We start from the raw sequence: 23,981 nt of genomic DNA on the forward strand, positions 1-23,981 counted from the left end.
ATTGTTAGTTAAAAAACTTGCCTATTGTAAACATAAATTGGAATGGTATTAAATAAAAAAATGAATTTGTTAATTTTAATTACTCCATTTGATTGGTCTGGCATTTTTCTGTTTCCCTCCGGCACCCCTCGCCAAAAAGCGATAAGGGGTGCTGGAGGGAGGTTCTGAATCCTTGACTGCTTATTGCGAGCGGAAGTTTGTCACTGAACTTTGGAGTTTATTCACGACAACAGCTAACCCACCAAGTGAATTCGTTACGTCTTCAGCTTTTTGGGCAGTGTTGGTAGAAATAGCGTTCACCTGCTTCACGCTGCCTGCAATTTCTTCTGCCGAAATTGTCTGTTTTTGAGCAGCACGAGTAATGTTTTGTACCAAAGCATTAATTTCGCGGCTGACTTCAATAATCGCAATCAGATTCGTCTTGGCAGCTGCGGCAATGTGCGTTCCTTCAACAACTTGTTGAGTACCGGATTCCATTGCCCTCATCACCCGACTAATTTCATCTTGAATTGTCTTCACAATCTCCGATATTTCTTCGGTTGCTGAGGCAGAACGTTCTGCGAGCTTGCGAACTTCTTCTGCTACGACTGCGAAGCCTTGCCCTTGTTCTCCGGCGCGTGCTGCCTCAATTGTGGCATTTAATGCCAGCAAGTTTGTTTGAGAAGCAATTTGAGAGATAGATGTTACAATTTTGCCAATTTGTTGCGACCCTTCGCCTAGACGTTTCATCATTTTTGAAGTTTCGGCAATCGTTTGGCGGAGTTCATTAATTCCATCAACCGTGCGGTCTACAGCTTGTCCTCCCATTTCTGCTGTGGTAGCAGCTTGCTGTGCCACTTGTTCGGCTCGTTTTGCAGCATCTGAGACATCTTTAATCGAGTTGAGCATCCGCTCAATTTGTTTTAAGGTGGACTCAATTTGCAAGGCTTGGGTACGCGCTTGCTGTGCGAGTTCGTTAGTGTTACCAATCGATGCCGTTGTAGCTTGATTAGCTTGTGCCGCTGCATCTTGGATATTAATGACCACTTTCCGTAAAGAGGTGACAAGGTAGTTGAAAGAGTCTGCTAATGCTCCTAAGATGTCATTGGTGACTTGAGCTTTAACCGTTAAATCTCCCTTGGCTGCACCTTTAATTTCACCCAAAAGCTTGACGACTTGTTGAGTTAGAGAATCTGCCTCAATTTTTCGCTCTTCTGCTAATTTGATAAGTCTATCAGCCGCTTCTTTTTGCTGGGTAATGTCGAAGCGAATCCCGATATATTTGATGATATTGCCATTAGTGTCAAAGATTGGGGACACTGTAGTGTCAACCCAATACAAAGAACCATCTTTGCGCTTATTTTTGATTTCTCCTTTCCATACACCGCCCCGATAAACCGTAGCCCAGAAGTCTTGGAAAAAGGATTTCGGGTGGTAGCCAGAGTTAACGATGCGATGGTTTTGCCCCATTAGTTCTTCCTGGGTGTATCCAGAGATTTGGCAGAACCGCTCGTTAGCATAGGTAATGGTTCCTTTTAAGTCGGTTTCGCTGACAATCGCCGATTCATCAAGGGCATTTTGCCGGTTTTTCAGTTCTTGCAGCAGGCGTTCCTGCTCCTTGGCGAGTTGTTGTAAACGTTCTTGGGCTTGCTTGTCGCTGGTGATGTTGCGACAAACAATCGCCCCGCCTTTGAGGACACCGTTGTCGTCCTTCAGCGGTCTGCCGTTAATTTTTGCCCACAAACCTTCTGGTATACCAGGATGACGAGTAAACATCTCTACGTCGTCAACGGCTTCGCCTCGGATCGCTTTTGTCATCGGTAAATCTGCGGTTGGGTAAACGGTCACGGTATCGGGCAAAAACAAGCCATACTGCGTTGACCATCGATCGGGGGGGGCATCTCCTGAACCCAATCCGAACATTTTCTCCGCAGCGGGGTTGAACAGTAAAAACTTTCCGGTTTCATCGGCGACGATGACTGCCTCACCCATACTGTTGAGTACTAATTGCAAGATACTGGTTTGCTGCCGAAGTTCAGCCGAGGAACGAGCCAAATCTGCTGCTGTTCGCTGTAAATCTGCTTCCGCTTGTTTGCGATCGCTAATGTCGGTGCAGACGCCAACCCACTCGCGGATACTACCATCTTCTGCTAAGACGGGAATCCCGCGAACCCAGAAGTATCCATAGCTGCCATCTGCGGCTCGGATACGATACTCAACCTGATAGAGACTCTTCGTTTCAAGGGCTTTATTCCAAATACGAGCAGTGGGATCGCGATCTTCTGGATGCACGGCATCTAACCATCCCCAGCCTTTCACTTGTTCCTTGCTTTGACCTGTAAGCGCTCTCCAAGCTGGCATATCAACCACTTGTCCTTGGGCATCTGTCGCCCAGACTATCTGCGAGGTGGCGGCGATCAATGAGCGATACCTTTCCTCGTTCTGACGGATGGTTTCCTCAGCAGCTTTGCGCTCAGTAATGTCATTGTTGATTTCTAGGATCGCTTTAGGCTGACCGGATTCCTCCCGTTGCAATGTCCAGCGACTCGCGACAACGATCTGTGTCCCATCGCGCTTGGTGTGGATGAGTTCACCTTCCCAGCGTCCATCCCGCAGGCACGCGGCTTTAATTTCCTCGACGGGTTGGGGAAAGATGGTTTTTAAAAATGCGTGGATGTATTGCCCTACGGTTTCTTCCTTTGTCCAGCCGTATAGTCTTTCTGCGCCTTGATTCCAATAAGCGATGCGATCGTCGAGATCCCGAAGCATTATGGTGTCATTGGCTAAATCCAGCATCTGCACCTGTTGCTGCAATGCTTCTTCTGTCCGCTTGCGATCGCTGATGTCGGTGGAAATCCCACAGAGGGCGTAAGTAGTTCCTGTCGAATTTCTTAAGAGAAACTTCGTGGAAAGGTAGGTGTGGAGTCCGTCATCTTGAGGTGCAACCTCTTCCATTTCTAAAGAAGTTCCGGTTTCAAGTACCTGGCGATCGTTGGCACCATAAGCATCAGCGATTTCTTTCGAGAAGAAATCGTAGTCAGTCTTGCCAATAACCTGCTCTTTGGTCGTGTGGAAGAGGCGTTCGTACTGGCGATTAACCAGAATGTAACGACCTTCCAAGTCTTTGAGATAGATGACGGCTGTGTAATTGTCGATGATTGCCTCTAGGCGTTCTTGACTTTCCCGAAGCGCTGCTTCTGCTTGCTTGCTTGAGGTGATGTCACGGGCAATGCAGTACATCACTTGATTTTCAGCAGCCGCGTTCGCAGTCCACGCTAACCATCGGTAGGAGCCATCTTTACACCTGTAGCGATTTTCAAAATACAGTACTTGCGAACCAATAGTGAGTTTTTCGGCTTCGGCTAAGCTCTTGTCTCGGTCATCTGGATGGATAAACTCAATAAACGGTTGAGCCAAAAGTTCCTCGACCGCGAAGCCCAGGATTCTTGTCCATGAAGGATTGAGGCGCTTAAAGGTGCCGTCAAATCCGATAATACACAGCAGGTCAAGAGAGAGAGTAAAGAAGCGATCGCGTTCTTGATTCGCTTCCGTTAATTCTGCCGTGCGCTCATCAATGCGTTGTTCGAGTTCTTGATTCAGGGTGCGAAGTTCCGTTTCTGCGCGCTGGCGTTTGATATCAATGCCATTCAGGTTTCGAGAATTCCACCAAATCAGAACGGCAAAAACAATAATATTCAAGCTACCTAAAACCGAGATGGCGATCTCGGTTTCCAAAGACTTCGCCCGGTACCCGGCTAAGATTATCCAACCTAAAAGTGGCGGAATTCCAAGTACAGCCGGTGACATCCGCCTCGCCATCATACCCCCTGCATTCTGGCTGGTGACAACTGCCATCACTCCTCGATCTGGACGAGCAAACAGAATGCCGGTGCTAAGAAGCGCAAATCCCACTGCTGCGTGCAAGGCCATTTGGGTGTAAGAGCTAATCCCATAGAGGGATTTCACGCCATAAAGGTAGCCCAGTACCCCCAGCAAGGCGACTGAGAATGCCGCTAAGCTAAGAATTTGAGCGGCTTGATAATTAATATAGGGGCCGAGAAACAGCAGTAGAGCCACCCCCAACATCAAAAAATTAAGGGCAGTATTGGGAGCCATCCGACCAGGGGAGGAAGTGCCAAAGGTGTCTGACGACGCCTTGAACAGAAGTTGGTCAATGCCGAAATCCCACCCCAGAACATACTGCATCAGCGTGAGCAAACCGACGACCATAACGATCCCGGCAAACCATTGTCCCCAGCGGCGCTTCGACTCGTCAGCGGGATAACGGTGCCACAACCACAACGATGTACCGCTGAGGATAAAACACACCGCTGCGTTTGCTTTCATCGTCACCAGACCTGGCAAGATGCTTTTCAGGATGGGAATGTTAAACATCCAACCTAGTAGTACCGCACAACCGATTGCAATGACTGCTATAGTGGCTTTTTTAGAAAAGGATTGAAGTGTCCCGATGAGGTCGGAAGACTGAGGCACCTCTATCGGCTGATATGAACTTTCCATCTTATGGCTCCGGCAATCTATGATTTACCAGCGATCCGAATGCGCGATCGCTTCTACATCCACAATCATGAGTAAGCGTCCCTGACAGTCATATAAGCCTCGCAAAAAAGGAGCCAGTTCCTCACTCACCTCTGCTGCCGAGACAATTTGATCGGGATCGAGAGATAGCACACCCTCGACATGAGAAACTGCTAATCCCATCCGCATCGACGGAAGATTGATATCGCGCGGGTCGGGCGCTTCTACGACTAAAATCCGACTCCGAGCTTCGTGACTTTCCACAGGGTCGGCACCCATGAACCGACCAAAATCTGCTACTGCCAGAATTTCCCCTCGCAGATTGGTTAAACCCAATAAAAAAGGAAGCGTATTCGGAACAGCGGTAATGGTTTGATCGCCCAAAACCAGCACTTCTCTGACTGCCGTTAGTTCGACTGCAAACAGGCTCTTGTCTTGACCAAAGAGAACGAATTGGCGAGGCATAAACAATTAAAAATGTAAAATTAAAAATTATAATTATTGATTAATTTTTAATTTTTAATTTTTAATTCTTAGAGAAGGCGTCGTACCAGATTAATAAACTGTTTCGCCTCAAGTGGCTTACTTACATAAGCATCGGCTCCCAGCTCGATTCCCCAAGCTTTATCAATCTCTGTATTTTTTTGCGTACAAAACACGACAGGTAAGTGTTTGGTTTCCTCGTTCTCTCGTAACTCCCGCACCACTTCAAATCCGTTCATTCGTGGCATGACCACATCCAATATCACGAGGTCGGGTGGCTTCTCCTGGATGCGAGCGATCGCTTCCTCTCCATCACTCGCTCTCACCACTTCCATCCCCGCTTCTTGTAAAATTCGGCAAATCATCTCTAGTTCAGTCGGCACATCATCGACGACTAATACTCTCGACATCGCAACCCTCACAAGTATTTATGGTTAACTCGATTCTATCTGAGTCTATTCCCGCTCAAAAAGCCTCAGTATTTTCACCGAAACATCTTTTAATATTGTTCTCATTTACTGAAAAATAAACCTTGCCAAAGTTCGTTTCCGTCCCAAGAAATTTAGCTGTATTGTTAAATATTTGTTGCTTCAATTTACATCTTGCACCAGAGCCGGTTCAAATAGAATTCGCAGCGATGCAAACTAAGCTTTTCTGCACCAAATCACGTTAAATCAAGAGTTTAAAACCCGCATCTCATCTGGTTCTTGTATGCCTAGATGTGATTTGAATCACCGACTTAAAAATAATCCAAACTCGTAGTTAAATATCCCATCACATCTATTGAATGCTGAAAACTTAATTAAGTTATCAGCTTGATACCCTTAAAATTATAAAACACATAAATAAAATTGCAGGATTTCGCCAACCCTGATTTTCAAACTCCTTAATTCAAAGTAAAGTTTTTTAGACTTTCAAAAACAAACTTTACGATTTTCAAATAATTTTGATTCACTTTTTTGATGCAAATAAAAAGAAAGGCACTTTTTCTAAAAATTTTGATGCTTTACAGTTTGTGCAAAAGAGGTAGCAGGCTGCTGAAGCTGGCGATAAACTTTACCACTTTTGCTAGAAGAGGGAGTATGAGGAACGGGTAGCTGTCGCCAGAGGAGGACAGGGATACTGAGGACACCTAAAATCATCACCACTCCAGCCGTTATCCAGACAAACAGACGATTTGCCTGATAATCGCTACGCTCAATTTGCCAAAAAACCTGGTTGTAGCGCCATGCAGCAAAGGCAATTAGGACAATGCCAGCAACCACCAGACTGATGCCAAGGCTCTGGGAACTGATGAACGAGTGAGAAGTGCTATCCTGACCTGTGACGGCGGTTTGCAGTTGCTGTAGAAATAAACCAAAGCGAGCTAAAGCAAACCCAAATCCAATCAATGCAATCGAGGTACGCAACCAAGCGAGAAATGTCCGCTCATTGGCTTGATGCTCTCGCTGGCGGTCGATTTTTGGTTGTTTATCCATTTCTCCTCTGGCTCAGACATTAGCAGGTTCTAGTCTTAATTTCAGCAGCTTTCCCAATTTCAGAGGCTCCAGTATTTTTCTAAAAAAAGCAATATCCTATTGGACACGGGTAATCTTGATCCCCCAATTCGCAACCGCCTCATTTAATTGCTGCAATAAAGTTTGAGCGATTTCGCTTCTAGAATGAACCGCTTGCTCTAGCTTAATTCGACCAATTTCAGAGCGCAGGATAGAGATAACCAAGTTTTTTAACGCTATCTCAATATTTTCAACAGTGTAATAAGTGCGTTCTAAATTTAGGATGCGCCAATACACAATTGCATCGACTTCTAGGGACACATTATCTTTTGCGATCGCTGGCTGGCGCTCAATTTCCAAAACCTGTTCGCGGGTCGTATTCTGATAGACAATCGTATCGAGCCAAGGCAAGATAAAGTGGATACCTGGTTTCAGCGTTCGATGGTATCGACCCAAGCGCTCTACTAAGGCTTCATTACTTTGACGGATAATTTTGACAGAGTATCCCAGCACGTAACCAATGATGACTGCACCAAGAGCAGCAAGGAATAACTTCATCTGTATTGTCTTGCTGGGATATTTTCACAAAGCAATTGGGCTTTTATTTTCAGAATGATGTTAACTCAAGGGCACTGTTCACCTTAAGTTTTAACCACTCCAAAAATGCAGAGAATAACCAAAATTTTGCGTGTTTTTGCAAAACCTCCGCGTTCTTTGCGTTTAAAAACCGTTTAGCGATAGTTATTAAATTGCAAAGCAACCGGATAATCTTCCTGCTTCAAGCGTTGAATTACCAGTTGCAAGTCATCTTTGGATTTAGCAGAAACTCGCACGGCATCACCTTGAATTGAGGGTTGCACTTTTTTAATTTCGTCCCGAATTAGTTTGGTGATTTGTTTAGCGATTTCCTGGCTGAGTCCTTTACGCAGTTTGATTTCCTGCCGAATGCGACTACCACCCGCTGATTCAGGTTTGCCATAATCAAAGATTTTCAAGCTAAGGTTGCGCTTGGCAGATTTAATTTGCAGGATGGTATGAACAGCATCCAAGGTAAATTCGCTATCGGTGCTAATTGTAATAACGTCGTCGCCTAATTCGAGGGTAGTTTTAGTGTCTTTGAGGTCGAAGCGGCTTTTTATTTCCCGCTCAGTTTGGTCTACGGCATTGACCAATTCTTGCCGGTCAAAATCGCTGACAATATCAAAAGAGTATGTAGAAGCCATAAAGAATCGTTAGTGGTTAGCTAAATTGATATTAGAAAAATCGCTAAATGCTATTAGCAGAAAGTAGGCTGAGGGCAAATAAGGTGCCGCTGCTCAGGGTACCGATGCCGAACATTAGCGATCGCGCGATTGGGACATTGAGAATATAAAAAACGGAGTATAATGACCGGGCAACAACGAAGGCGATCGCTGCGATCGCTGCCAAGGGCGAATTTACACCTGTCACATAAGCCATCAGGGCTGCCGCCGCAAATATCATAAATGCTTCAAACGAGTTTTGGTGCGCCCAAGTAGCTCGTTGTCCGTAGGGAGGCAGCTTATCAAACATGGCTCGCGGAGCCGCCGTGTCATACCCCACAGTCACACGGGCGTAACCCACCACCAAAAAGGGGATATAAATCAGAACAGCGGCTGCGGCAATGCAGTCGAGCAGAATAGCAGATACTGGGATCATAGCTTTATTGTAGAGACGCCAGCGGTAGCGCTCTTAATGCATCGCGTCTTTTTAATCAAAGTAGAACAGAGTCACCACTTTGCGTTGTTCTTCCGCATCCTGACAAGTTTTGAGCAGGGTGTGGCTGTCGTGAAACGCAAAACAGATTAGCTGCTGACACCGAGAAACTATCTCTTGATTGCATAGAGCGCTGGCTTCAGCCAGCGATAAATTGTCGTTTTCGGGATTTTCTACCAAATGCATTACCTGTTCCAACTGCTCCCGCGATTCCCGTGGCTGACGCTCTAAGCTTTGGGGCAAAATTACAGTCAGCAGGCTAGAATCGGCTCGCATCGCCCCTCGGATGGCGGCAAAATTGGTTCCGGTAGCACCAGAGGTGATGAGTCGATTCCCGGTTAAAACCAAGGCATAGCTCATCATCTCAATGAGATTTTGATGGGTGATCGGAACGTGACGCGACCCCAGCAGGGCAATCCGTTTGGAACCTGTTTGCTGGATAGTCGCCAGTTCTTGCGCTAAGGCATCAAGCTTAGGAATGTCAATGGATTGGCTCAATGACGATTTCTGTCTGAACAACCTCGCTATTTTATCAGACCCGGATGACAACAGCGATGGAGTTTCTGCATCTTAGTTGCCGAGTTCTAAGTTCCATTGGTTAGCGAGAATTATTTGCACTTTTATAAAAAGCTATGCTACATTTATAAATCGTCGGACGGACGCATAGCTCAGTTGGTTAGAGCACCACGTTGACATCGTGGGGGTCACTGGTTCGAATCCAGTTGTGTCCATTATTTTTTTCGGTGCCGCTATAGGTCTGTCGATTGCCACATTATTTGACACTAATAACAAATTAGTGTCACTTTTAACGAACTACAGAGGTAAAGGCGATCGCATTTGAGCCGACAAGCGCAGCCAAAAAAACACCTTGGTAGCTGATAACCCTCTCGGTTAGGCAAAACGCCCCTACAATCAGCTACCAAAGGATTATTCACGCGGCTCTTACCTTGGATAACGCTCCACAATTCCCAAAACGGGAGTTACTTCCGACTCTGCAACCTTCGGAACTAAAAAGCCCCCTGCATAAATCTGGGGATTCATTGCTGCGATTTGGGTATAAGATTGGCGAACCTGAGCATTCACTGCAACAGTTTTGACATCATACATTTGCATACCCATATTCGGGTATACGCCAAGACCGATAATCAACACTAGAAAGCAAGCAGCAATAAACACTTCACGCGGTCTGGCATCGATAAATGCTGCATCGATAGGCAAGCTACAGTTTGTACCAAAGCAAACCGGCTCCTGATTTCCCTGGTTCTGCAAATCTGCATCCATAATGTCGCAGGTAGGTGCAATGTCGCAGGTAGGTACTTCACCAGAATTGTAAAACACCTGTCGCAGCATCGATAGCAGATAAATCGGCGTCAGGATGACACCCACAGCGGCTAGAAAGACGGTCACGGTGCGGAAAGTTGAGCTGTAGATATCGCTCGTTGTCACACCGACGAAAACCGACAGTTCGCTAGCAAAGCCGCTCATTCCCGGTAGAGCCACTGATGCCATCACACCCATTGTAAACAGGGCAAACACAGTGGGCATTGCCTGAGCAATCCCGCCCATTTCTTTCATCGACATCGTGTGAGTGCGATCGTAAGTTACTCCAGCTAAAAAGAATAGTAATGATGCAATTAAACCGTGAGAAATCATTTGCAGCATTGCGCCGTTGATTCCCAAGTCGGTAAAGGATGCAATCCCCAACAGGACAAATCCCATGTGAGAAACCGACGAATACGCTAGGCGACGCTTCATGTTCGTCTGGGCAAAGGAGTTAAAGGCACCGTAGATAATATTGACAACGCCCAGAATCGCTAAAACAGGTGCAAAGTAAACGTGTGCATCAGGCAGAAGTCCTAAATTGAGGCGAATCAACCCGTATCCGCCCATCTTTAGCAATACACCTGCGAGTACCATTGATACGGGAGAAGATGCCTCGCCATGTGCATCCGGTAGCCAGGTGTGCAGGGGGAAAACAGCTAATTTGACACCAAAGGCAACAAGCAATCCTGCATAAAGCAGCAGTTCTAAAGCAAGCGGGTAATCTTTTAAGCCGAGTTCGACCATATCGAAGGTCAGATTGTCGCCGTAGAATGCCATTGCCAAACCAGCAACCAGAATAAAGATGGAAGCGGCGGCGGTATATAGTAAGAACTTCATCGCGGCGTACTGACGCTTCTGCCCACCCCAAATCGAGACGAGTAGGTAGACGGGAATTAGTTCGACTTCCCACATAATGAACAGCAGCAGCACATCTTGGGCGACGAATACCCCTACCTGTGCGGAATACAGCACCAGCATCAGGAAATAGAAGAGGTGGGGTTTGAGATTGACTTGCCACGCCGCAAACATGGAGAGTGTTGTCACTAATCCTGCCAGAAGCACCAGCGGGGCTGAAACTCCATCGATGGAAACTGCCCAGTTCAAGCCTAAATGAGGCACCCAGGAATATTTCTCTACAAGCTGAAAAGTCGCGCTGCTTGGATCGTAATGCTTCCAAAAGACGTAGCACATCAATATAAAGTCTGCGATCCCCACGCCGAGTGCATACCAGCGCACTCGCGTGCCGTCTTTATCCGGCAGAAAAGGGATCAGCAGTGCAGCAACGAGTGGGAACAGGACAATCGCGCTAAGCCAAGGAAATTGATCCTCAATCATGGCAGTAGGAAAAAATACTTATTTCTGTATGTGATTATCTTATTAAACTTTGTAAACACTTAGTCATAAATCTTTCTTGCAGATCACTATAGACGGATCTCTAGGTACAGGCTGAGCGACTTGTGCGTATGGTATAGGGTGGCAGCAGATTCAACGCGATCGCTCTTTTCTCGTCGGGTCTAACTCGGAAGATGCGATCGCCTGCACTTCATCTTCGGCACACAAAATTCTATTTTTGTCAAGCGTATCTAAGAAGAATGGGAAGTATGAAAAGAAATTCTAGATGGCGGAGAATTTGAAGAGTTTGAAGCAAATTTTAGGACGTTGTATGAAAGCACAAGAAATTCTAGATCGGTTGGCTCCCTGGCGGGATGCTCACAAGCATTCGGCATGGAAACCAATTGTAGAAGAGGGAGATGGGAGAGTCGATGATTCTAAGTTTTCTGGGATACCTTGGCTAGCTGAAAATGAACCCTACCCTAGCTGCGGGACTTGTCAGGCATTAATGCCGCTATTTTTGCAACTCGATCTCAATAAACTGCCAGAAGAACTATCAGGTCGATTTGGTAGCGGACTGCTGCAAATGTTTTACTGTACCGACTGCGACAGCTATATGCCGTTAGAAAATACCAAGCTAGTTCGCCTTGTACAGCCAACGGTTCACCCTCAATCCTTGCAATGTGAAAACTATCCTTCGTTTCCGGCTAAGACGATTGTAGGATGGACGCAACTGGATGACTACCCTAGCCCTGAAGAGCATGACGAACTGGGACTAATTTTCAATTACGACTTTTCAGCTAATACAGTACGAATTGAGTGTCCGTTAGCGGGGTTAGTTACTGAAGATTTATCAATGGATTCTGCCCCTGAAGCTGAAGAGGTAACGACTGCCCTGCCTGGTGATAAACTGGCTGGCTATCCAGACTGGATTCAAGGTATAGAGTATCCTGAGTGTCCTCAATGTAACCGCAGAATGGAGCTTGTTTTCCAGATTGATTCTGAAGACAATCTACCCTATATGTTTGGCGATGTAGGCTGTGGACACATTACCCAATGCCCAGAACACAAAGAGGTATTAACCTTTGGGTGGGCTTGTTCGTGATTACTGAATATTCAGTCAATGAAGTTAGAATTATTTTTTGATAACTGTTGAGCAACGTGCCAAATGCGATCGCTTGGCTTAGCCGCTAGACAAAAAGTCTATTGATGTTAGGATTTAACGCAAATTTTCAAAAAAGGTTTTTTAGAATAAATGGTCTTGCTACTTGATAGAGCAGAGCCAGGATAAACGGGATAACGATTGGGAGAGCCACGATTAGTCCCCATTTGCCAAATCGAAGCTCTTGATTCTCGGATTTTAGGAGTGCAATCACTGCTGCGACTCCCATGAGTATCCAAATACAACCAAAGATAATGAAGAGAGTATATGCTGAGTCTTGCATTTTTTTCCCTACTAGCGAAAGTCGTCTAGTTTTAGGTTAGCTTGACCTATTTGTGCCGTTAACTTCCTTTAGTTGGGTTATTCTGATTGACTAAAGTTGGTTATCGTCATTTAGCCGACAGCGCCCCTGCATCTCGCATTCAATGCGCTTCTGGCGCTTGCTAACAATCGTTGCTAAATTGGGTCGTCCAGTGAGTGCAAGACGCCAATCAGCCCAAATTTCATACAGCATATCCGCAATAGAACCGATAATCGGCAATTTAGTCACCGCATAGATCCACCCCATCCCCAAGATTTCATAGACGCGGCGGAAGACTTCCACATTCTTGACGACTGTGCCATCAGGAAGCACGGCATGAATTCGCCCCATCGCCGTTTCAAAGTCAACACCGCCATGCGCTTCTGGGGTATAGCGATCGCCTGCGATGTCCACAAACGCCACCAAACCTCGACCCGCATCCCGTCTCCTCAAAAAATTGACTTCTCGCACGCACAAGGGACATTCACCGTCATACAGCAACTCTATTTGCCATGATGGGGAAGAAGACTGAGGTGAAGTAGAGGCTTCAAGCGATTCGGGGAACGGAGTCTTAGAAGAGGACATAGGTGGTTCTCAATTAACGGATTCCTCACATGAGGAGAACAAGCACACCTTAATATTGTAAAGAAACTTAAAGATATGAGCTTTCTTCTGGGATGTGCAGTTTGGGGTTATAAAGGCTGGATAGGCGACCTTTTTCCGCCTGGAAGCCGTTCTAAAGATTTTCTGCGCTTATACAGTCAGCGTTTCACTGCCGTTGAAGGCAATACGACTTTCTATGCTGTACCCGACGCCGATACTGTAGCGCGTTGGGCACAAGAAACACCAGCAGGTTTTAAATTCTGCCTAAAGTTGCCTCGGACTGTGACGCACAATGGCTTGCTACAACCGTCGATTCCAGGGGCATTAAAGTTTTTAGAACAGATGCAAGGTTTAGGCGTTGGTGCAGCATCTCCTGAGGAGAGTCGCCTTGGCCCCATTTTTGCCCAATTACCGCCTAACTATCCCCCGGCATATTTGGATGACTTAACCGCTTTTTTGGAAGCATGGCCTCGCAATGAAGCGCCTTTAGCGCTGGAAGTTCGTCATTCCGACTGGTTCAAAGAACCTCACAGTAGCCATCTGACGGCGCTTTTGCAGCAGTTGGGTGTGGGACGGGTACTGCTGGATACTCGCCCTGTTTACACGGCATCGGCAAAGCCTCAAGAGTATCCAGAATCGCGAAAACCCAACGTGCCTGTGCAACCAATTGTCAACGCTTCCTTTAGCGTAATCCGGTTTATCAGCCATCCAGAGCAGTCGGTGAATCAGCCTTTTCTGGAAGAGTGGGTGAGTTTGCTAGATGGGTGGTTGCGTCAGGGGACAAAGATTTACTTCTTTGTTCATTGTCCTCTAGAAGAGCGATCGCCCGGAAATGCCCGTCACTTTCAGCAGTTGCTGGAACAACATAACGCACCCGTTCCACCCCTTCCCTGGAATGCGATTGAGTTGCCACCTACCCAGCTAAGTCTGTTTTGAAAGAATTATATCTACCGATTCCTCGGTCTAACGATTGGAACTTGTTTAGGAGGAACAATGGTTACATCTGTCGAACGAACCCTAGAAGCAGTGACCTTCTGGTAAAATAACCCTGCTGATTGCGGAGTCGGAAATGGGCCAACTTGGATGCCATCGACTCGATTATTCGTGTCTCTCCAGTAACAAGAGCGAACTTGGATACTTGGGTATTCTCTAGTTATCCGTTGCAGAACAGTTCGATTAGAATTTTTAACTCGAACTAACCATTTTCCTGCAAAAGAAGGACAGTTTGTTGCATTTGCTTGAGCGCTAGCAAAGCGGTGTTGGTCTAAGCACAGTGTTTGGATGCCAGAAACCGAAAAACCCAGGACGATGGCTAGAGTGAATTTGGCGCGATTGTTCATAAAAGATGAATTTACCCTCTAGAAGTTAAAGAACGGCGGAATATATCTTTGGCAATCAAATACATACTGGAAACGGTTAGTAGAATTTGACCAAACTGTAAAATTGGATCGAGTCGCCATCCCTGAAAAAACAGAATCAACCCGCACAGTAAATAAACTGAAGCCAGAACACTATCTTGAATTAGATTTTCAACTCGAAAAGGTCTGCGAAGCAATAACCCTAAAGATATAAGTAATAGGCCAAACAGTATTAGTACAATCCCAAGAATGCTGGCTGAGTTGATACCGAAGTTAACCATACTGAATTTTTCAACAATAAATTTTCACGACTATTGTTCTTATAACTCACAAAATTTCCACCGTTCCCTGCTGACCATCAATTCGTACTCGCTGACCATCTTGTAATAACTGAGTGGCATTGTGGATGTCCATCACCGCTGGGATGCCATACTCGCGGGCAACAATCGCACCGTGAGAAAGACGCCCTCCCACTTCTGCAATTAACCCACCCACGCGAGACAGCAGCGCCGCCCAACCAGAATCCGTGTAAGGCACGACTAAAATCGTGTCGCGGTCAATATCTGGAATTGCTTGTAAACTGCGGAGAACTTTGACTTTCCCTTCTACTTGCCCTGGACTGGCACCAATGCCTTGCAATTGCTTTTGACTGATTTGCCGGTTGGCGGTGTTGAAATATGTAGAAGGTGGCGCATTACCGTAGACTAAAGGCGACGCACTCGCCATCTGACTATCTTGTTCCAGTTGAGATCGCCTTTGTTTCACTAACTGCGGTACTCGGTCAATTAATTGTTGGTCAGATTGTTGAATGAGTTGCCTAATTTCATGAAATTCTAAGAAGAAAATATCTCCTGTCTGAGATAGCAAACCTGACTTCAACCAGAGATTTTCTAACGCTACAAAATTCCAACGCACTTCTGCCAATAAGCGACTATAGATATCTGTAACCTTGCCCTTCAAATTGAGCCGTCGCTGCACCAACTTAACCTTCCATCCCTGATTTTCTTTATCTTCTCTGCGCTTGGAGTGTTCAATTTCCCCGAAAAACTGTGTCAGTAATTCCCGAACTGCATGAGGATCTTCCTTCCAAGTGGGAACTGCGATATCTGTTGCCACATCGCTCAAGTATCCATAGCGGTCAAGCCATCGATCGAACTGTTCTAGAATACTTTGCCCATCTGGCATTTCAGCCAGCAGAGTAAAGAAAGAGGATGAATTTTCAGGTAATGATAGCGAATGAGGAAGTAAATTACGAGCATCCAGTGCGATATCTTCGAGCGATCGCAAGGAAGCAACTTCCGGAGTTTGGCTGTTATCTAATTGTGAATCCTTGGCTTTCAACAGCGCTTGCCGCAACGCAAAGCTCAAGGGAGCGAGAATACTGTAATATGTCGCCCGTTTCAGCACTTCTAGCAAAGTATCTATCCGTTCCAGCAGCGCCGCAGGTTGACTTGTCGAGGCAAGGGCGATCGCGTCTGACTTTTGACTTGCAGAATCCAATCCCGCGTCTAAAAAAGCAGATCGCCGTTCCAGAATTGGGGTAAATAAACGCCGTTCATCTCGCGCAAAATCTTTTTCTAAGCTCAACTCGCGCCCCAATAATCGCAGTAATCCCGGCACATTTCGCAGCGTAGAAGCCAGAGGGGGTTTTGAGAACTTAGCACCTCTGGTTAAAAACTCTAAACTTTCCGGCGGTAAACCCATACGACGGAAAGTTTGTCCCAACAAGGTTGCATTAAAGTAGGCGCGAGAGGCGTGCAACGTCGCCGTTTCATTAAAATCTAACCCAGCGGCTTCTTTGCCCAAAACTAAAGTAAAAATCTCTCCCCAAACACCGCAAGTCAGAGGACGATTAATCGACCACGTCAGCGGACGAATTAACCCCGGAATCACCTCAGCGGCAATCTTGCGCGTCCAGATAGGTTGCAGAGTAGTGATTGTCCGCGATTGCAACAACCACAGGGTTTGCCCATCGTAGCTCCATTCAACATCTTGGGGAATGCCGTGATACTGACTTTCCAACTGCCGCGCTAAGTAAGCGACTTGCTGAATCAACGCCGGAGGGACATCGCCGCTGCCTTCCACGGGTAAAGATGCGACATCCTGCGCCTGGAGATCGTCCACAAACACCCGATATTGCTCTGGTGTCACTTGCCCAGATACAATCCGCACCGCGTCTCCCGGCAATGCCTCAATCACGACTGCATTACCTTGTTGGGCAATCGGATCTCGGCTAAAAGCAACACCCGAAAAGACGCCTCGGACTTGTGTTTGAATCAACACTGACATCGAAGCTTCTGGCAGGTTGCGATCGCGCCGATAAGTCTTTGCCGCCGGGTTATCGTAAGAAGCAAGAACGCGAGTAATCGCCTCCTCCAACGCTTCTGCACTTGTAACATTCAAAATCGTTGCGTATTGTCCCGCCGCCGAAGACTGTTCCGAATCTTCCCCCACAGCAGAAGAACGCACCGCGAGGGGTTGTTGTTCGGAAGCTTGGAGAAACTCAATCATCACCCCTGGATCGTCTCCAGGCGTCAGCACCCAGCCCATCGGCACCGGATAACCCCAGCGTTTCAGCTGAGATAACGTTGCGGCTTTTTGCCCCACCTTGCTGGCTTCTAGCGCTTGATCGAGAGAAACAATCGCTTTATCACCTCGGAAAAAACGAAACACAGCTTTATTCCCAGTTTGAGCTTGTTCGGATGGAAGGTCTAAATCATCGGGGATTTTCTGATAAATCCAGGCGACGATCCCACTAAGAGCGATCGCGGCGACAACTTGCGCTGTTGAGTGATGGGGCAATAGCGCCATGAATACGGGCAACAAAATTAAAACCAAAATGCGCCCTTGCTTCCTCTCCCGCACCAGTGTAAAACTAACTCCCCCAATTACAAATACTAAGACTGCCACCAACGGAGCATGAACGGCAATGCCCCACACCACATTGGTTGTGCCAGCACCCCGCCCCATCCAATAACGCCCCAGCACCAGCGCAATCAGCGCGATTATCTCCCATTCGGGGTTCGTCGGAAAGAAACTACGCGCTAATAAAACGGCAGCAATCCCCTTAGAAGCTTCCGACAGCACCGCCAAAATACCTGCAAGGCGTCCCCCGTGGTAAAAAGCAGCAGAGACGGAGACATTGCCCGTGCCGAGTCTTGCCAGTCGCCGCCCAGTCAGGGCGCGAACAATCCAAGCAATAAGAGGCAATCCGCCCAAGAGAGGACAGACAATAAAAATGAGGAGAGCGCCCCAAACTTGAGTCAGAGTCATGGCTGGGAGTAGCAGTACCAACACATGAATTGTAGTAATCTTTCTCAACGCAAAGAGCAACAGAAGTTCCCAAAGTTGTCGAAATGCCCATTTATGGCGTCTCTTCTTTGCGCTTACCTTCGCGTACCTTTGCGTTAAAAATCTGAATTTATGTCATCTTCCCGCATTGTCACCTACAGCCCCGCTTACACAGTCGTCCCCACCTACGAGTGTTTTAATCGCTGTAGTTACTGTAACTTTCGCACCGACCCTGGTAAAAGTCCTTGGCTCACCCTATCAGAGGCTGAGAGAATCTTGCGATCGCTGACTTCTCAAAATGTCTGCGAAATCCTCATCCTCAGCGGCGAAGTGCATCCCCATTCCTCACGCCGTCAGGCATGGTTTCAGCACATTTATGACCTTTGCGAACTAGCTCTATCAATGGGATTTCTCCCCCACACCAATGCAGGACCATTGAGTTTTGAGGAAATGCAAAAGCTGAAGGAGGTTAATGTTTCGATGGGGCTGATGTTAGAACAGCTAACGCCGCAGCTCTTACAAACCGTCCACAAACACGCTCCGAGTAAAATCCCAGAATTACGTTTGCAACAGTTAGAGTGGGCAGGAGAATTGCGGATTCCCTTTACAACCGGATTGCTTTTGGGAATTGGAGAAACCGAGCAAGATTGGTGGGAAACACTGGAAGCGATCGCGCTTCTCCACCAACGCTACAATCACATTCAAGAAGTCATTCTCCAACCTCACAGTCCCGGCATTCAACAAACCTTCGATGCCCCACCTTTTGACCCCCATCAGTTACCAGAAGTCATTGCCAAATCCCGTCAAATTCTCCTTCCAGATATTACTATCCAAATCCCCCCCAATTTAGTTCCTGATTCCAGTTGGTTACTCGCCTGTGTAGAAGCTGGTGCTAGAGATTTAGGCGGAATTGGCCCAAAAGATGAAGTGAATCCTGATTATCCCCATCCTCACTATCATCAATTAAAAGAAATTTTAGAACCTGCGGGTTGGGAATTAGTAGCGCGATTGCCAGTTTATCCTCAGTACGATGACTGGTTATCAGATAGGTTGCAAAGTGCCGTCAAGCAGTGGTGCAATGATACGTTACTAGAAGAGAGCATTAAATAGAAGTGATCGCGTCCTCACTTACCCTAAAGCGCGATCGCGCACTCTATCCATGCATGGATAACATCCAAAATTTATCTTTAGATAATTATTTTACATCGTTAAACAATGGTAATTCTAAAAAATATATAATCTAATGCAGTATTTAGTCGGCTTACTAGTTTTTTCAAGCATCGCTTACTTTTTAATCGTAGATACAACTATTTTTTATAATGATCTAAAAATAAATAGTAACCGAAATCAATTACTAGTAGATTTTGGGAGGCTTTTGATTTTAGCAGCAATGGCAGGAATTGGATATAAGGTTGCTTCAGAAACTTTTCAACAACCGAATGATTCGATAATCTTTCTAACCAGAGGCATAATCATAGCTTTTTTAATACGTTTAGTTCGTTCAATCAGCTAGCTTTTTGGCTCCATCAGTAGATTGAATAACAAAATTAATGGTTGAATTAGCCAGTATATATAGCACTTATCGCTTGAGTCAAGTACACTCAAACATAACCCCCAACCGACTTCCCAGAATCGGGAAGAAGGCTAAATTTCAAAGCCTCTCTCCTACAAGGAGAGAGGTTTGGAGAGAAGTCATGCAGCGTAGCTCAGTTGCTTAGAAAGCATATAAAGTGCCATCAAAAGTTTTGATTTTCTAAGTTAGGCTGATGGCAACCGAGTCACTGGTGAAAGGTAGATAAGTGTAATGTGCGACGCAAAACGCTATGTGTCGCATCCCTACTCGCCGCAAAGCGCGATCGCTCCCATTCATCCCCTCGACGACTAACCGCATTTTTGTACAATAGATTCACTCATTCAGAAGCTAAGTTTCTAGAGTAAAAATACCTATGCGTAGATTAGGGCGCTACGAGCAAGCGATCGCGAGTATCGATCAAGCACTGGGAGTTGACTCCGACGACCACAAAATCTGGTACAACCGAGGCGAAGCGCTAGCGAACTTAGGTCGCTATCAAGAAGCACTGGTCTGCTTCGAGCGAACTGTAGAACTTGCACCATCAGACCACGCTGCTTGGGTATTTCGAGGCGTTGTGCTAATTCACTTAAACCGCTATGAAGAAGCTCTCTCTAGCTGCGACAAGGCGCTAGAAATTGCACCAGAAGATAAAGAAGCTTGGACATTCCGAGGTGCAGCGCTGCATGGATTGGGACGGTATAAAGAAACTTACGCTAGCTACGACAAAGCTTTGGGAAACCCAAAGACACCACGATGGCGAAAACTTATTCAGAAATGGGTAATGGGTAATCGGTAATGGGTCATTGTCCATTCGTAATTGCCGCTTTCCAGAGTCCCTTTGCCCGCTCCTTTTCATCAGGGATGAAGTCGGTAAAATAGAGTTATCGAATTCAGGAGCCAGTTTACTGGCATAAAACCCCTATCGAGACTATCTACGGCAATCTTCAAGGTCTTAAGTCCAGCCATCTGAAGCAGCTACAGCGACTGTATCATCAACGGCTACCGGGCGATTGTCTGACTACGCCAGAATTTGCCCAGAGGCTGGCAGCAATCAGCACCGAAATTAACCAGCCAATGTGCGCTTACATCAATCGCCGGGGACAGGTGATTCGGGTAGGAGTGGGAACCCCCAGGCAAACGCAGATTCCCCCTCTAGAATTGCCTCGCTACGGTGCAGAACGACTTAGCGGCATTCGCTGCATCGCCACCCAGTTGAAACCAGAAGCACCCAATGAAGCTGCCTTAACTGCAATGGCAATGCAACGTCTGGATGCGCTAGTGGTGATATCCCTCACTGGGACAGGTTTTGAGCGTCGTGGCGGCGGAGCTACAGGTTATATTAAAGAAACTTATATTGCTCACCTAGTTCCTCACCCCGAAACTCCCTGGAGTTTGTCGCCGCCGATGAGCCTAGATGTGCTGGCGAACCAGGATTTTCTGGAACTGGTCGATGGACTAGAAGCCGAGTTCCAACGGGAATTTGTTGCTCGGCAAGTAGACATCGACCACGACCGGGTGCTGCTGGTTGGGTTGATGACGGGTGACAGGACACCCCAGCAATTCCAAGATGGGTTGCAAGAATTAGCGCGGTTAGTGGATACGGCTGGGGGACAAGTATTGGAGACAATGCAGCAGAAGCGCCCCCGTCCCCATCCTCAGACAGTCGTGGGTGAAGGAAAAGTACAAGAAATTGCCCTCACCGCCCAGACTCTCGGAGTGAACCTAATCGTATTTGACCGCGACCTTTCACCTGCTCAGGTTCGCAACTTGGAAGTCCAAACAGGCATTCGAGTGGTAGACCGCACTGAGGTGATTTTGGATATCTTTGCCCAACGCGCCCAATCCGGTGCTGGTAAGTTGCAGGTAGAACTGGCTCAGTTGGAATATATGCTGCCCCGCCTGACAGGTCGAGGTCAAGCGATGTCCCGACTAGGCGGCGGTATCGGCACTAGAGGCCCAGGGGAAACAAAATTGGAAACCGAACGCCGTGCGATCGCGCGCCGCATTGCCCGACTGCAACAGGAAGTGAACCAGCTGCAAGCACACCGCTCGCGGCTGCGACTTTCGCGGCAACATCAGGAAGTTCCTTCTCTAGCTTTAGTTGGGTATACGAATGCTGGGAAGTCAACCCTATTGAATGTACTGACGAATGCCGAAGTTTACACGGCTGACCAACTATTTGCGACTCTCGACCCCACCACGCGACGCTTAACGATTCCTGACGCTGTGACGGCTGAACCTCAGCAGATTGTGCTGACAGATACGGTGGGATTTATTCACGAGTTGCCGCCTTCTTTGGTAGATGCCTTTCGCGCCACTTTAGAAGAAGTGACGGAAGCTGACGCGCTGCTTCATGTCGTGGATTTATCTCATCCGGCGTGGCAAAGTCAGATTCGTTCGGTGATGAGTATCTTGTCGGAAATGCCTATAACACCCGGCCCAGTGCTGGTTGTGTTTAATAAAATCGACGAAGTTGATGGCGATACGTTGGTTCTGGCACAGGAAGAATTTCCGCAAGCGGTGTTTATTTCAGCGAGTCAGCGCCTTGGCTTAGAAACCTTGCGTCAGCGCATGAGTCAACTGGTTCAGTATGCAGTTGCACAGGAGTAAATCACTTAAAAATAACTTCTCCGAAAAGTGAAAACTTACGTAATTCTCCGTTAGCTCTGTTTTCTAGCGGAGAATTACATATTTTCTTTTTGAAGTTTTGATAAAGCAAGCCCCTATATTCTTAAAGAGTCAGTAAAAACCACTACCGTACTCTAGACACTATCTACCGAAATCACTTACACATATATTTACACACCATAAAAATGTCTACGGCTAGTTAGATAAATCAGGCAAAAATACAGGAAGTCAATATAATGGCAAAAATCCTCTCAAAACTAAATATCGGATTACCTGTTTTATCTGCTGTTGGTAGCCGTTCTGTTTCGATTTTCGCTTCGGTTGTAGTTGCCGCAGGAATTGCCACCGCATCTTCTACCTTCTCTCCTGCCAGCGCCTTCACAATCACTACAAAGACAGGAGCCGATAGTACAGCGGGAAATCCAGCCGGTCAACAACTGTACGATGTTGGTATTACTAAAAATGACATTGGTAATTCCTTTTTAGTTGACTGGTTCCTTGCCAGCGGTACTAAAAACACGGATGGTAAAAGCACTCCAGTAGATTTAAGCGCTACAGGTATCTTTAAGGTGCTTGACTTCACGCAAAATCTGCTATCTTTGGAAGTCAAAATCACTAATACAACCTCTGCTAATTTCCAGGCAGCGATACTCAGTACTGGGTTTAGCGTAACTCCTGATGCAACTTCTGTGTCATTGATTAAACCAGGAAGCATTTTTGACAATGCTGAGGTTCAAAAGGCTGAGGTTCAAACTGTTAAGGCCAATAAATCTGGTAAGTCTGGTAAGCCGCCTGATAATTCTAGTAATCAGCAGTTTCCTGGGGGCTTTAAAGACATTGATGTTTGCATCTACGCAGCAAATGGTTGCAATGGTGGCGATGTTAAAGATGGTCTGCAATCAGGCGGTAAGTCTGATACGATTAAGGTCAACATTACCGGAAATTTCGGCGTAAATTACGCTGCTACTTTAGATTCTTTTCCCATCAAGTTTCAAACTCAGAATGGAAGTTACGAGCTAGCTGGCAAGCCCAAGCCTAAGCCACCAAAGCCTGTGCCTGAGCCTGGTACAGCAGTAGCTTTAGGATTGGTTGCTGCTGGTGCTGCTAGAGCGTTAAAGCGGAAAAATGTAGTGCAGCCATAATTCGCTTTTTGTTGAAGATTGAGGATTCCTTAATCTTCATATATACACTCGGAACCTCACCCCAACCCCTCTCCGTGAACGGAGAGGGGAGAATATTGAACCTAGTGGTGTTTACGGGAGGGCAGGGATAGGGTTAAACCGTACTCTATTCAATAGAGAATGGCTATAAATGGAAATTTAATCCCCACTCCTGCAAGCTATTAATCCCCGCGGCATAGGTCAGGTTGTATTGCAAAGGTGTCACGGTGATGTAATTTTTGCGAATCGCCTGAACATCCGTTTCTATATGACTGGGTAACAGGGGATTTTCTGGTTGTTCTACCTCCTCCAAAGCCTCACCTGCTAACCAATAATAAGTTTTGCCACGAGGATCTACTCGCTTTTGAAAGATATCAAAATAGCGACGAATTCCTTGACGAGTGAGGGCAACACCAGCAATCTCTTCCCACTTCACAGGCGGTACATTGACGTTGAGCAACATTGCCTCTGGTAGCGGCTGCTTCGATAACTGAGAAAGCAGAATTGTGGCAAACCGGGCAGCGGGTTGAAATTCTCTTAAAGTGTAACTGGTCAGGCTAAAAGCAATGCTGGGAATTCCTTCAATCACGCCTTCCATCGCCGCCGAAACTGTGCCGGAGTAGAGAATATCGGTGCCGAGATTAGAACCGTGGTTAATGCCAGAAAGGACAAAATCCGGAGGGGCATCGAGCAAAGCACCTAGCGCCAGTTTCACGCAGTCGGAGGGGGTTCCCGAACAAGACCAAGCTTTAACTGTGGGATGAAAAATCGAGTCAACGACTTCGGCGCGAATGGGGTCGTGGAGGGTAAGACCGTGACCAGTGGCTGACCGTTCTCGGTCGGGACAAACTACGGTGACATCGTGACCGGCTTCTGCGAGAGCATTGGCGAGGGTGCGAATGCCCAGAGCGAAGATGCCATCATCGTTGCTGATTAGCAATTTCATCAATTCAATCAAGGGGTGCTATCGAGGAGTTCACTCTATTGTGGATGAATTTGCATCGCAGTCTGTAGCAGCT

The 23,981-nt window shown here is 46.7% G+C and carries 20 protein-coding genes and 1 tRNA gene; 7 read left to right on the plus strand and 14 right to left on the minus strand.

Annotated elements, in window-relative coordinates; all coding sequences use genetic code 11:
• Positions 1-180 precede the first annotated feature (180 nt).
• From NDI34_RS12620 to NDI34_RS12655, 8 genes are all read right to left on the minus strand, one after another.
• Positions 181-4,500 (minus strand): PAS domain S-box protein, encoded by a 4,320-nt coding sequence (locus tag NDI34_RS12620; protein WP_348232820.1) that lies wholly within the window; start codon positions 4,498-4,500, stop codon positions 181-183.
• A 24-nt stretch (positions 4,501-4,524) separates the two neighbouring features.
• Complete coding sequence (locus NDI34_RS12625) at positions 4,525-4,983, minus strand: chemotaxis protein CheW (protein WP_190415837.1); 459 nt, start codon at positions 4,981-4,983, stop codon at positions 4,525-4,527.
• 68 nt (positions 4,984-5,051) lie between these two features.
• On the minus strand, positions 5,052-5,411 hold the full coding sequence (locus NDI34_RS12630; RefSeq protein WP_190415835.1) for a response regulator: 360 nt from the start codon (positions 5,409-5,411) through the stop codon (positions 5,052-5,054).
• 579 nt (positions 5,412-5,990) lie between these two features.
• Positions 5,991-6,479, minus strand: coding sequence for a DUF202 domain-containing protein (locus tag NDI34_RS12635; RefSeq protein ID WP_190678850.1), 489 nt, complete (start codon positions 6,477-6,479; stop codon positions 5,991-5,993).
• 96 nt (positions 6,480-6,575) lie between these two features.
• Entirely contained in the window at positions 6,576-7,055 is a 480-nt protein-coding gene (locus NDI34_RS12640; RefSeq protein ID WP_190434478.1) for a paraslipin, read from the minus strand.
• A 173-nt stretch (positions 7,056-7,228) separates the two neighbouring features.
• A complete protein-coding gene (locus NDI34_RS12645) occupies positions 7,229-7,720 on the minus strand; it encodes a YajQ family cyclic di-GMP-binding protein (RefSeq protein ID WP_190415832.1) in 492 nt (163 codons plus the stop codon).
• A gap of 43 nt (positions 7,721-7,763) precedes the next feature.
• A complete protein-coding gene (locus NDI34_RS12650; RefSeq protein ID WP_348232821.1) occupies positions 7,764-8,174 on the minus strand; it encodes an MAPEG family protein in 411 nt (136 codons plus the stop codon).
• Positions 8,175-8,225: 51 nt separating this feature from the next.
• Positions 8,226-8,729: a DNA recombination-mediator protein A gene (locus NDI34_RS12655; RefSeq protein ID WP_190415828.1), complete on the minus strand. Its 504-nt coding sequence runs from the start codon at positions 8,727-8,729 to the stop codon at positions 8,226-8,228.
• Between the two features lie 159 nt (positions 8,730-8,888).
• Between NDI34_RS12655 and NDI34_RS12660 the strand changes: the two genes are divergently transcribed.
• Positions 8,889-8,962: transfer RNA gene (locus NDI34_RS12660), tRNA-Val, on the plus strand.
• A 211-nt stretch (positions 8,963-9,173) separates the two neighbouring features.
• Here NDI34_RS12660 and NDI34_RS12665 read toward each other — a convergent pair.
• A complete protein-coding gene (locus NDI34_RS12665; protein WP_190678619.1) occupies positions 9,174-10,889 on the minus strand; it encodes an NAD(P)H-quinone oxidoreductase subunit 4 in 1,716 nt (571 codons plus the stop codon).
• A gap of 283 nt (positions 10,890-11,172) precedes the next feature.
• Here NDI34_RS12665 and NDI34_RS12670 point away from each other — a divergent pair, with 283 nt between their 5' ends.
• Positions 11,173-11,991, plus strand: coding sequence for a DUF1963 domain-containing protein (locus NDI34_RS12670; RefSeq protein ID WP_348232822.1), 819 nt, complete (start codon positions 11,173-11,175; stop codon positions 11,989-11,991).
• Positions 11,992-12,421: 430 nt separating this feature from the next.
• Here NDI34_RS12670 and NDI34_RS12675 read toward each other — a convergent pair whose 3' ends face one another.
• Positions 12,422-12,934 (minus strand): DUF393 domain-containing protein, encoded by a 513-nt coding sequence (locus tag NDI34_RS12675; RefSeq protein ID WP_190434414.1) that lies wholly within the window; start codon positions 12,932-12,934, stop codon positions 12,422-12,424.
• A gap of 75 nt (positions 12,935-13,009) precedes the next feature.
• On the opposite strand from NDI34_RS12675, the gene NDI34_RS12680 reads away from it, so the two are divergent.
• The gene (locus NDI34_RS12680; RefSeq protein WP_348232823.1) at positions 13,010-13,888 is read left to right on the plus strand and encodes a DUF72 domain-containing protein; all 879 of its coding nucleotides are present in this window, start codon (positions 13,010-13,012) and stop codon (positions 13,886-13,888) included.
• An 11-nt stretch (positions 13,889-13,899) separates the two neighbouring features.
• On the opposite strand, the gene NDI34_RS12685 is transcribed toward NDI34_RS12680, so the two are convergent.
• From NDI34_RS12685 to NDI34_RS12695, 3 genes are read right to left on the minus strand one after another with little or no spacing between them, the layout of a single operon-like run.
• The gene (locus NDI34_RS12685) at positions 13,900-14,292 is read right to left on the minus strand and encodes a hypothetical protein (protein WP_348232824.1); all 393 of its coding nucleotides are present in this window, start codon (positions 14,290-14,292) and stop codon (positions 13,900-13,902) included.
• An 11-nt stretch (positions 14,293-14,303) separates the two neighbouring features.
• Positions 14,304-14,591, minus strand: coding sequence for a Ycf66 family protein (locus NDI34_RS12690; RefSeq protein ID WP_190528656.1), 288 nt, complete (start codon positions 14,589-14,591; stop codon positions 14,304-14,306).
• A 46-nt stretch (positions 14,592-14,637) separates the two neighbouring features.
• Positions 14,638-17,583 carry a glycerol-3-phosphate acyltransferase gene (locus tag NDI34_RS12695; protein WP_348232844.1) on the minus strand — a complete coding sequence of 982 codons (2,946 nt, stop codon included), beginning with the start codon at positions 17,581-17,583 and terminating at the stop codon, positions 14,638-14,640.
• 150 nt (positions 17,584-17,733) lie between these two features.
• Here NDI34_RS12695 and cofG point away from each other — a divergent pair, with 150 nt between their 5' ends.
• From cofG to NDI34_RS12715, 4 genes are all read left to right on the plus strand, one after another.
• Positions 17,734-18,711, plus strand: a complete 978-nt coding sequence (gene cofG, locus NDI34_RS12700; RefSeq protein WP_348232825.1) for a 7,8-didemethyl-8-hydroxy-5-deazariboflavin synthase subunit CofG — start codon at positions 17,734-17,736, stop codon at positions 18,709-18,711.
• An 836-nt stretch (positions 18,712-19,547) separates the two neighbouring features.
• Positions 19,548-19,970: a tetratricopeptide repeat protein gene (locus NDI34_RS12705; protein WP_190535814.1), complete on the plus strand. Its 423-nt coding sequence runs from the start codon at positions 19,548-19,550 to the stop codon at positions 19,968-19,970.
• Between the two features lie 125 nt (positions 19,971-20,095).
• On the plus strand, positions 20,096-21,784 hold the full coding sequence (gene hflX, locus NDI34_RS12710; RefSeq protein ID WP_190415895.1) for a GTPase HflX: 1,689 nt from the start codon (positions 20,096-20,098) through the stop codon (positions 21,782-21,784).
• Positions 21,785-22,038: 254 nt separating this feature from the next.
• Positions 22,039-22,944 carry a cistern family PEP-CTERM protein gene (locus tag NDI34_RS12715; RefSeq protein ID WP_190528669.1) on the plus strand — a complete coding sequence of 302 codons (906 nt, stop codon included), beginning with the start codon at positions 22,039-22,041 and terminating at the stop codon, positions 22,942-22,944.
• 163 nt (positions 22,945-23,107) lie between these two features.
• Here NDI34_RS12715 and surE read toward each other — a convergent pair whose 3' ends face one another.
• On the minus strand, positions 23,108-23,908 hold the full coding sequence (gene surE / locus NDI34_RS12720) for a 5'/3'-nucleotidase SurE (RefSeq protein WP_190415809.1): 801 nt from the start codon (positions 23,906-23,908) through the stop codon (positions 23,108-23,110).
• Positions 23,909-23,981: the final 73 nt, after the last annotated feature.

Source organism: Trichocoleus sp. DQ-U1 (assembly GCF_039961925.1).
In the GTDB taxonomy this organism is placed as follows: domain Bacteria; phylum Cyanobacteriota; class Cyanobacteriia; order Cyanobacteriales; family FACHB-T130; genus FACHB-T130.

Coding starts and splice junctions, on each gene's coding strand:
- NDI34_RS12620 (WP_348232820.1), bottom strand. CDS start 4,500: ATGGAAAGTTCATATCAGCCGATAGAGGTGCCTCAGTCTTCCGACCTC.
- NDI34_RS12625 (WP_190415837.1), bottom strand. CDS start 4,983: ATGCCTCGCCAATTCGTTCTCTTTGGTCAAGACAAGAGCCTGTTTGCA.
- NDI34_RS12630 (WP_190415835.1), bottom strand. CDS start 5,411: ATGTCGAGAGTATTAGTCGTCGATGATGTGCCGACTGAACTAGAGATG.
- NDI34_RS12635 (WP_190678850.1), bottom strand. CDS start 6,479: ATGGATAAACAACCAAAAATCGACCGCCAGCGAGAGCATCAAGCCAAT.
- NDI34_RS12640 (WP_190434478.1), bottom strand. CDS start 7,055: ATGAAGTTATTCCTTGCTGCTCTTGGTGCAGTCATCATTGGTTACGTG.
- NDI34_RS12645 (WP_190415832.1), bottom strand. CDS start 7,720: ATGGCTTCTACATACTCTTTTGATATTGTCAGCGATTTTGACCGGCAA.
- NDI34_RS12650 (WP_348232821.1), bottom strand. CDS start 8,174: ATGATCCCAGTATCTGCTATTCTGCTCGACTGCATTGCCGCAGCCGCT.
- NDI34_RS12665 (WP_190678619.1), bottom strand. CDS start 10,889: ATGATTGAGGATCAATTTCCTTGGCTTAGCGCGATTGTCCTGTTCCCA.
- NDI34_RS12670 (WP_348232822.1), top strand. CDS start 11,173: ATGGCGGAGAATTTGAAGAGTTTGAAGCAAATTTTAGGACGTTGTATG.
- NDI34_RS12675 (WP_190434414.1), bottom strand. CDS start 12,934: ATGTCCTCTTCTAAGACTCCGTTCCCCGAATCGCTTGAAGCCTCTACT.
- NDI34_RS12680 (WP_348232823.1), top strand. CDS start 13,010: ATGAGCTTTCTTCTGGGATGTGCAGTTTGGGGTTATAAAGGCTGGATA.
- NDI34_RS12685 (WP_348232824.1), bottom strand. CDS start 14,292: ATGAACAATCGCGCCAAATTCACTCTAGCCATCGTCCTGGGTTTTTCG.
- NDI34_RS12690 (WP_190528656.1), bottom strand. CDS start 14,591: ATGGTTAACTTCGGTATCAACTCAGCCAGCATTCTTGGGATTGTACTA.
- NDI34_RS12695 (WP_348232844.1), bottom strand. CDS start 17,583: ATGACTCTGACTCAAGTTTGGGGCGCTCTCCTCATTTTTATTGTCTGT.
- cofG (WP_348232825.1), top strand. CDS start 17,734: ATGTCATCTTCCCGCATTGTCACCTACAGCCCCGCTTACACAGTCGTC.
- NDI34_RS12705 (WP_190535814.1), top strand. CDS start 19,548: ATGCGTAGATTAGGGCGCTACGAGCAAGCGATCGCGAGTATCGATCAA.
- NDI34_RS12715 (WP_190528669.1), top strand. CDS start 22,039: ATGGCAAAAATCCTCTCAAAACTAAATATCGGATTACCTGTTTTATCT.
- surE (WP_190415809.1), bottom strand. CDS start 23,908: ATGAAATTGCTAATCAGCAACGATGATGGCATCTTCGCTCTGGGCATT.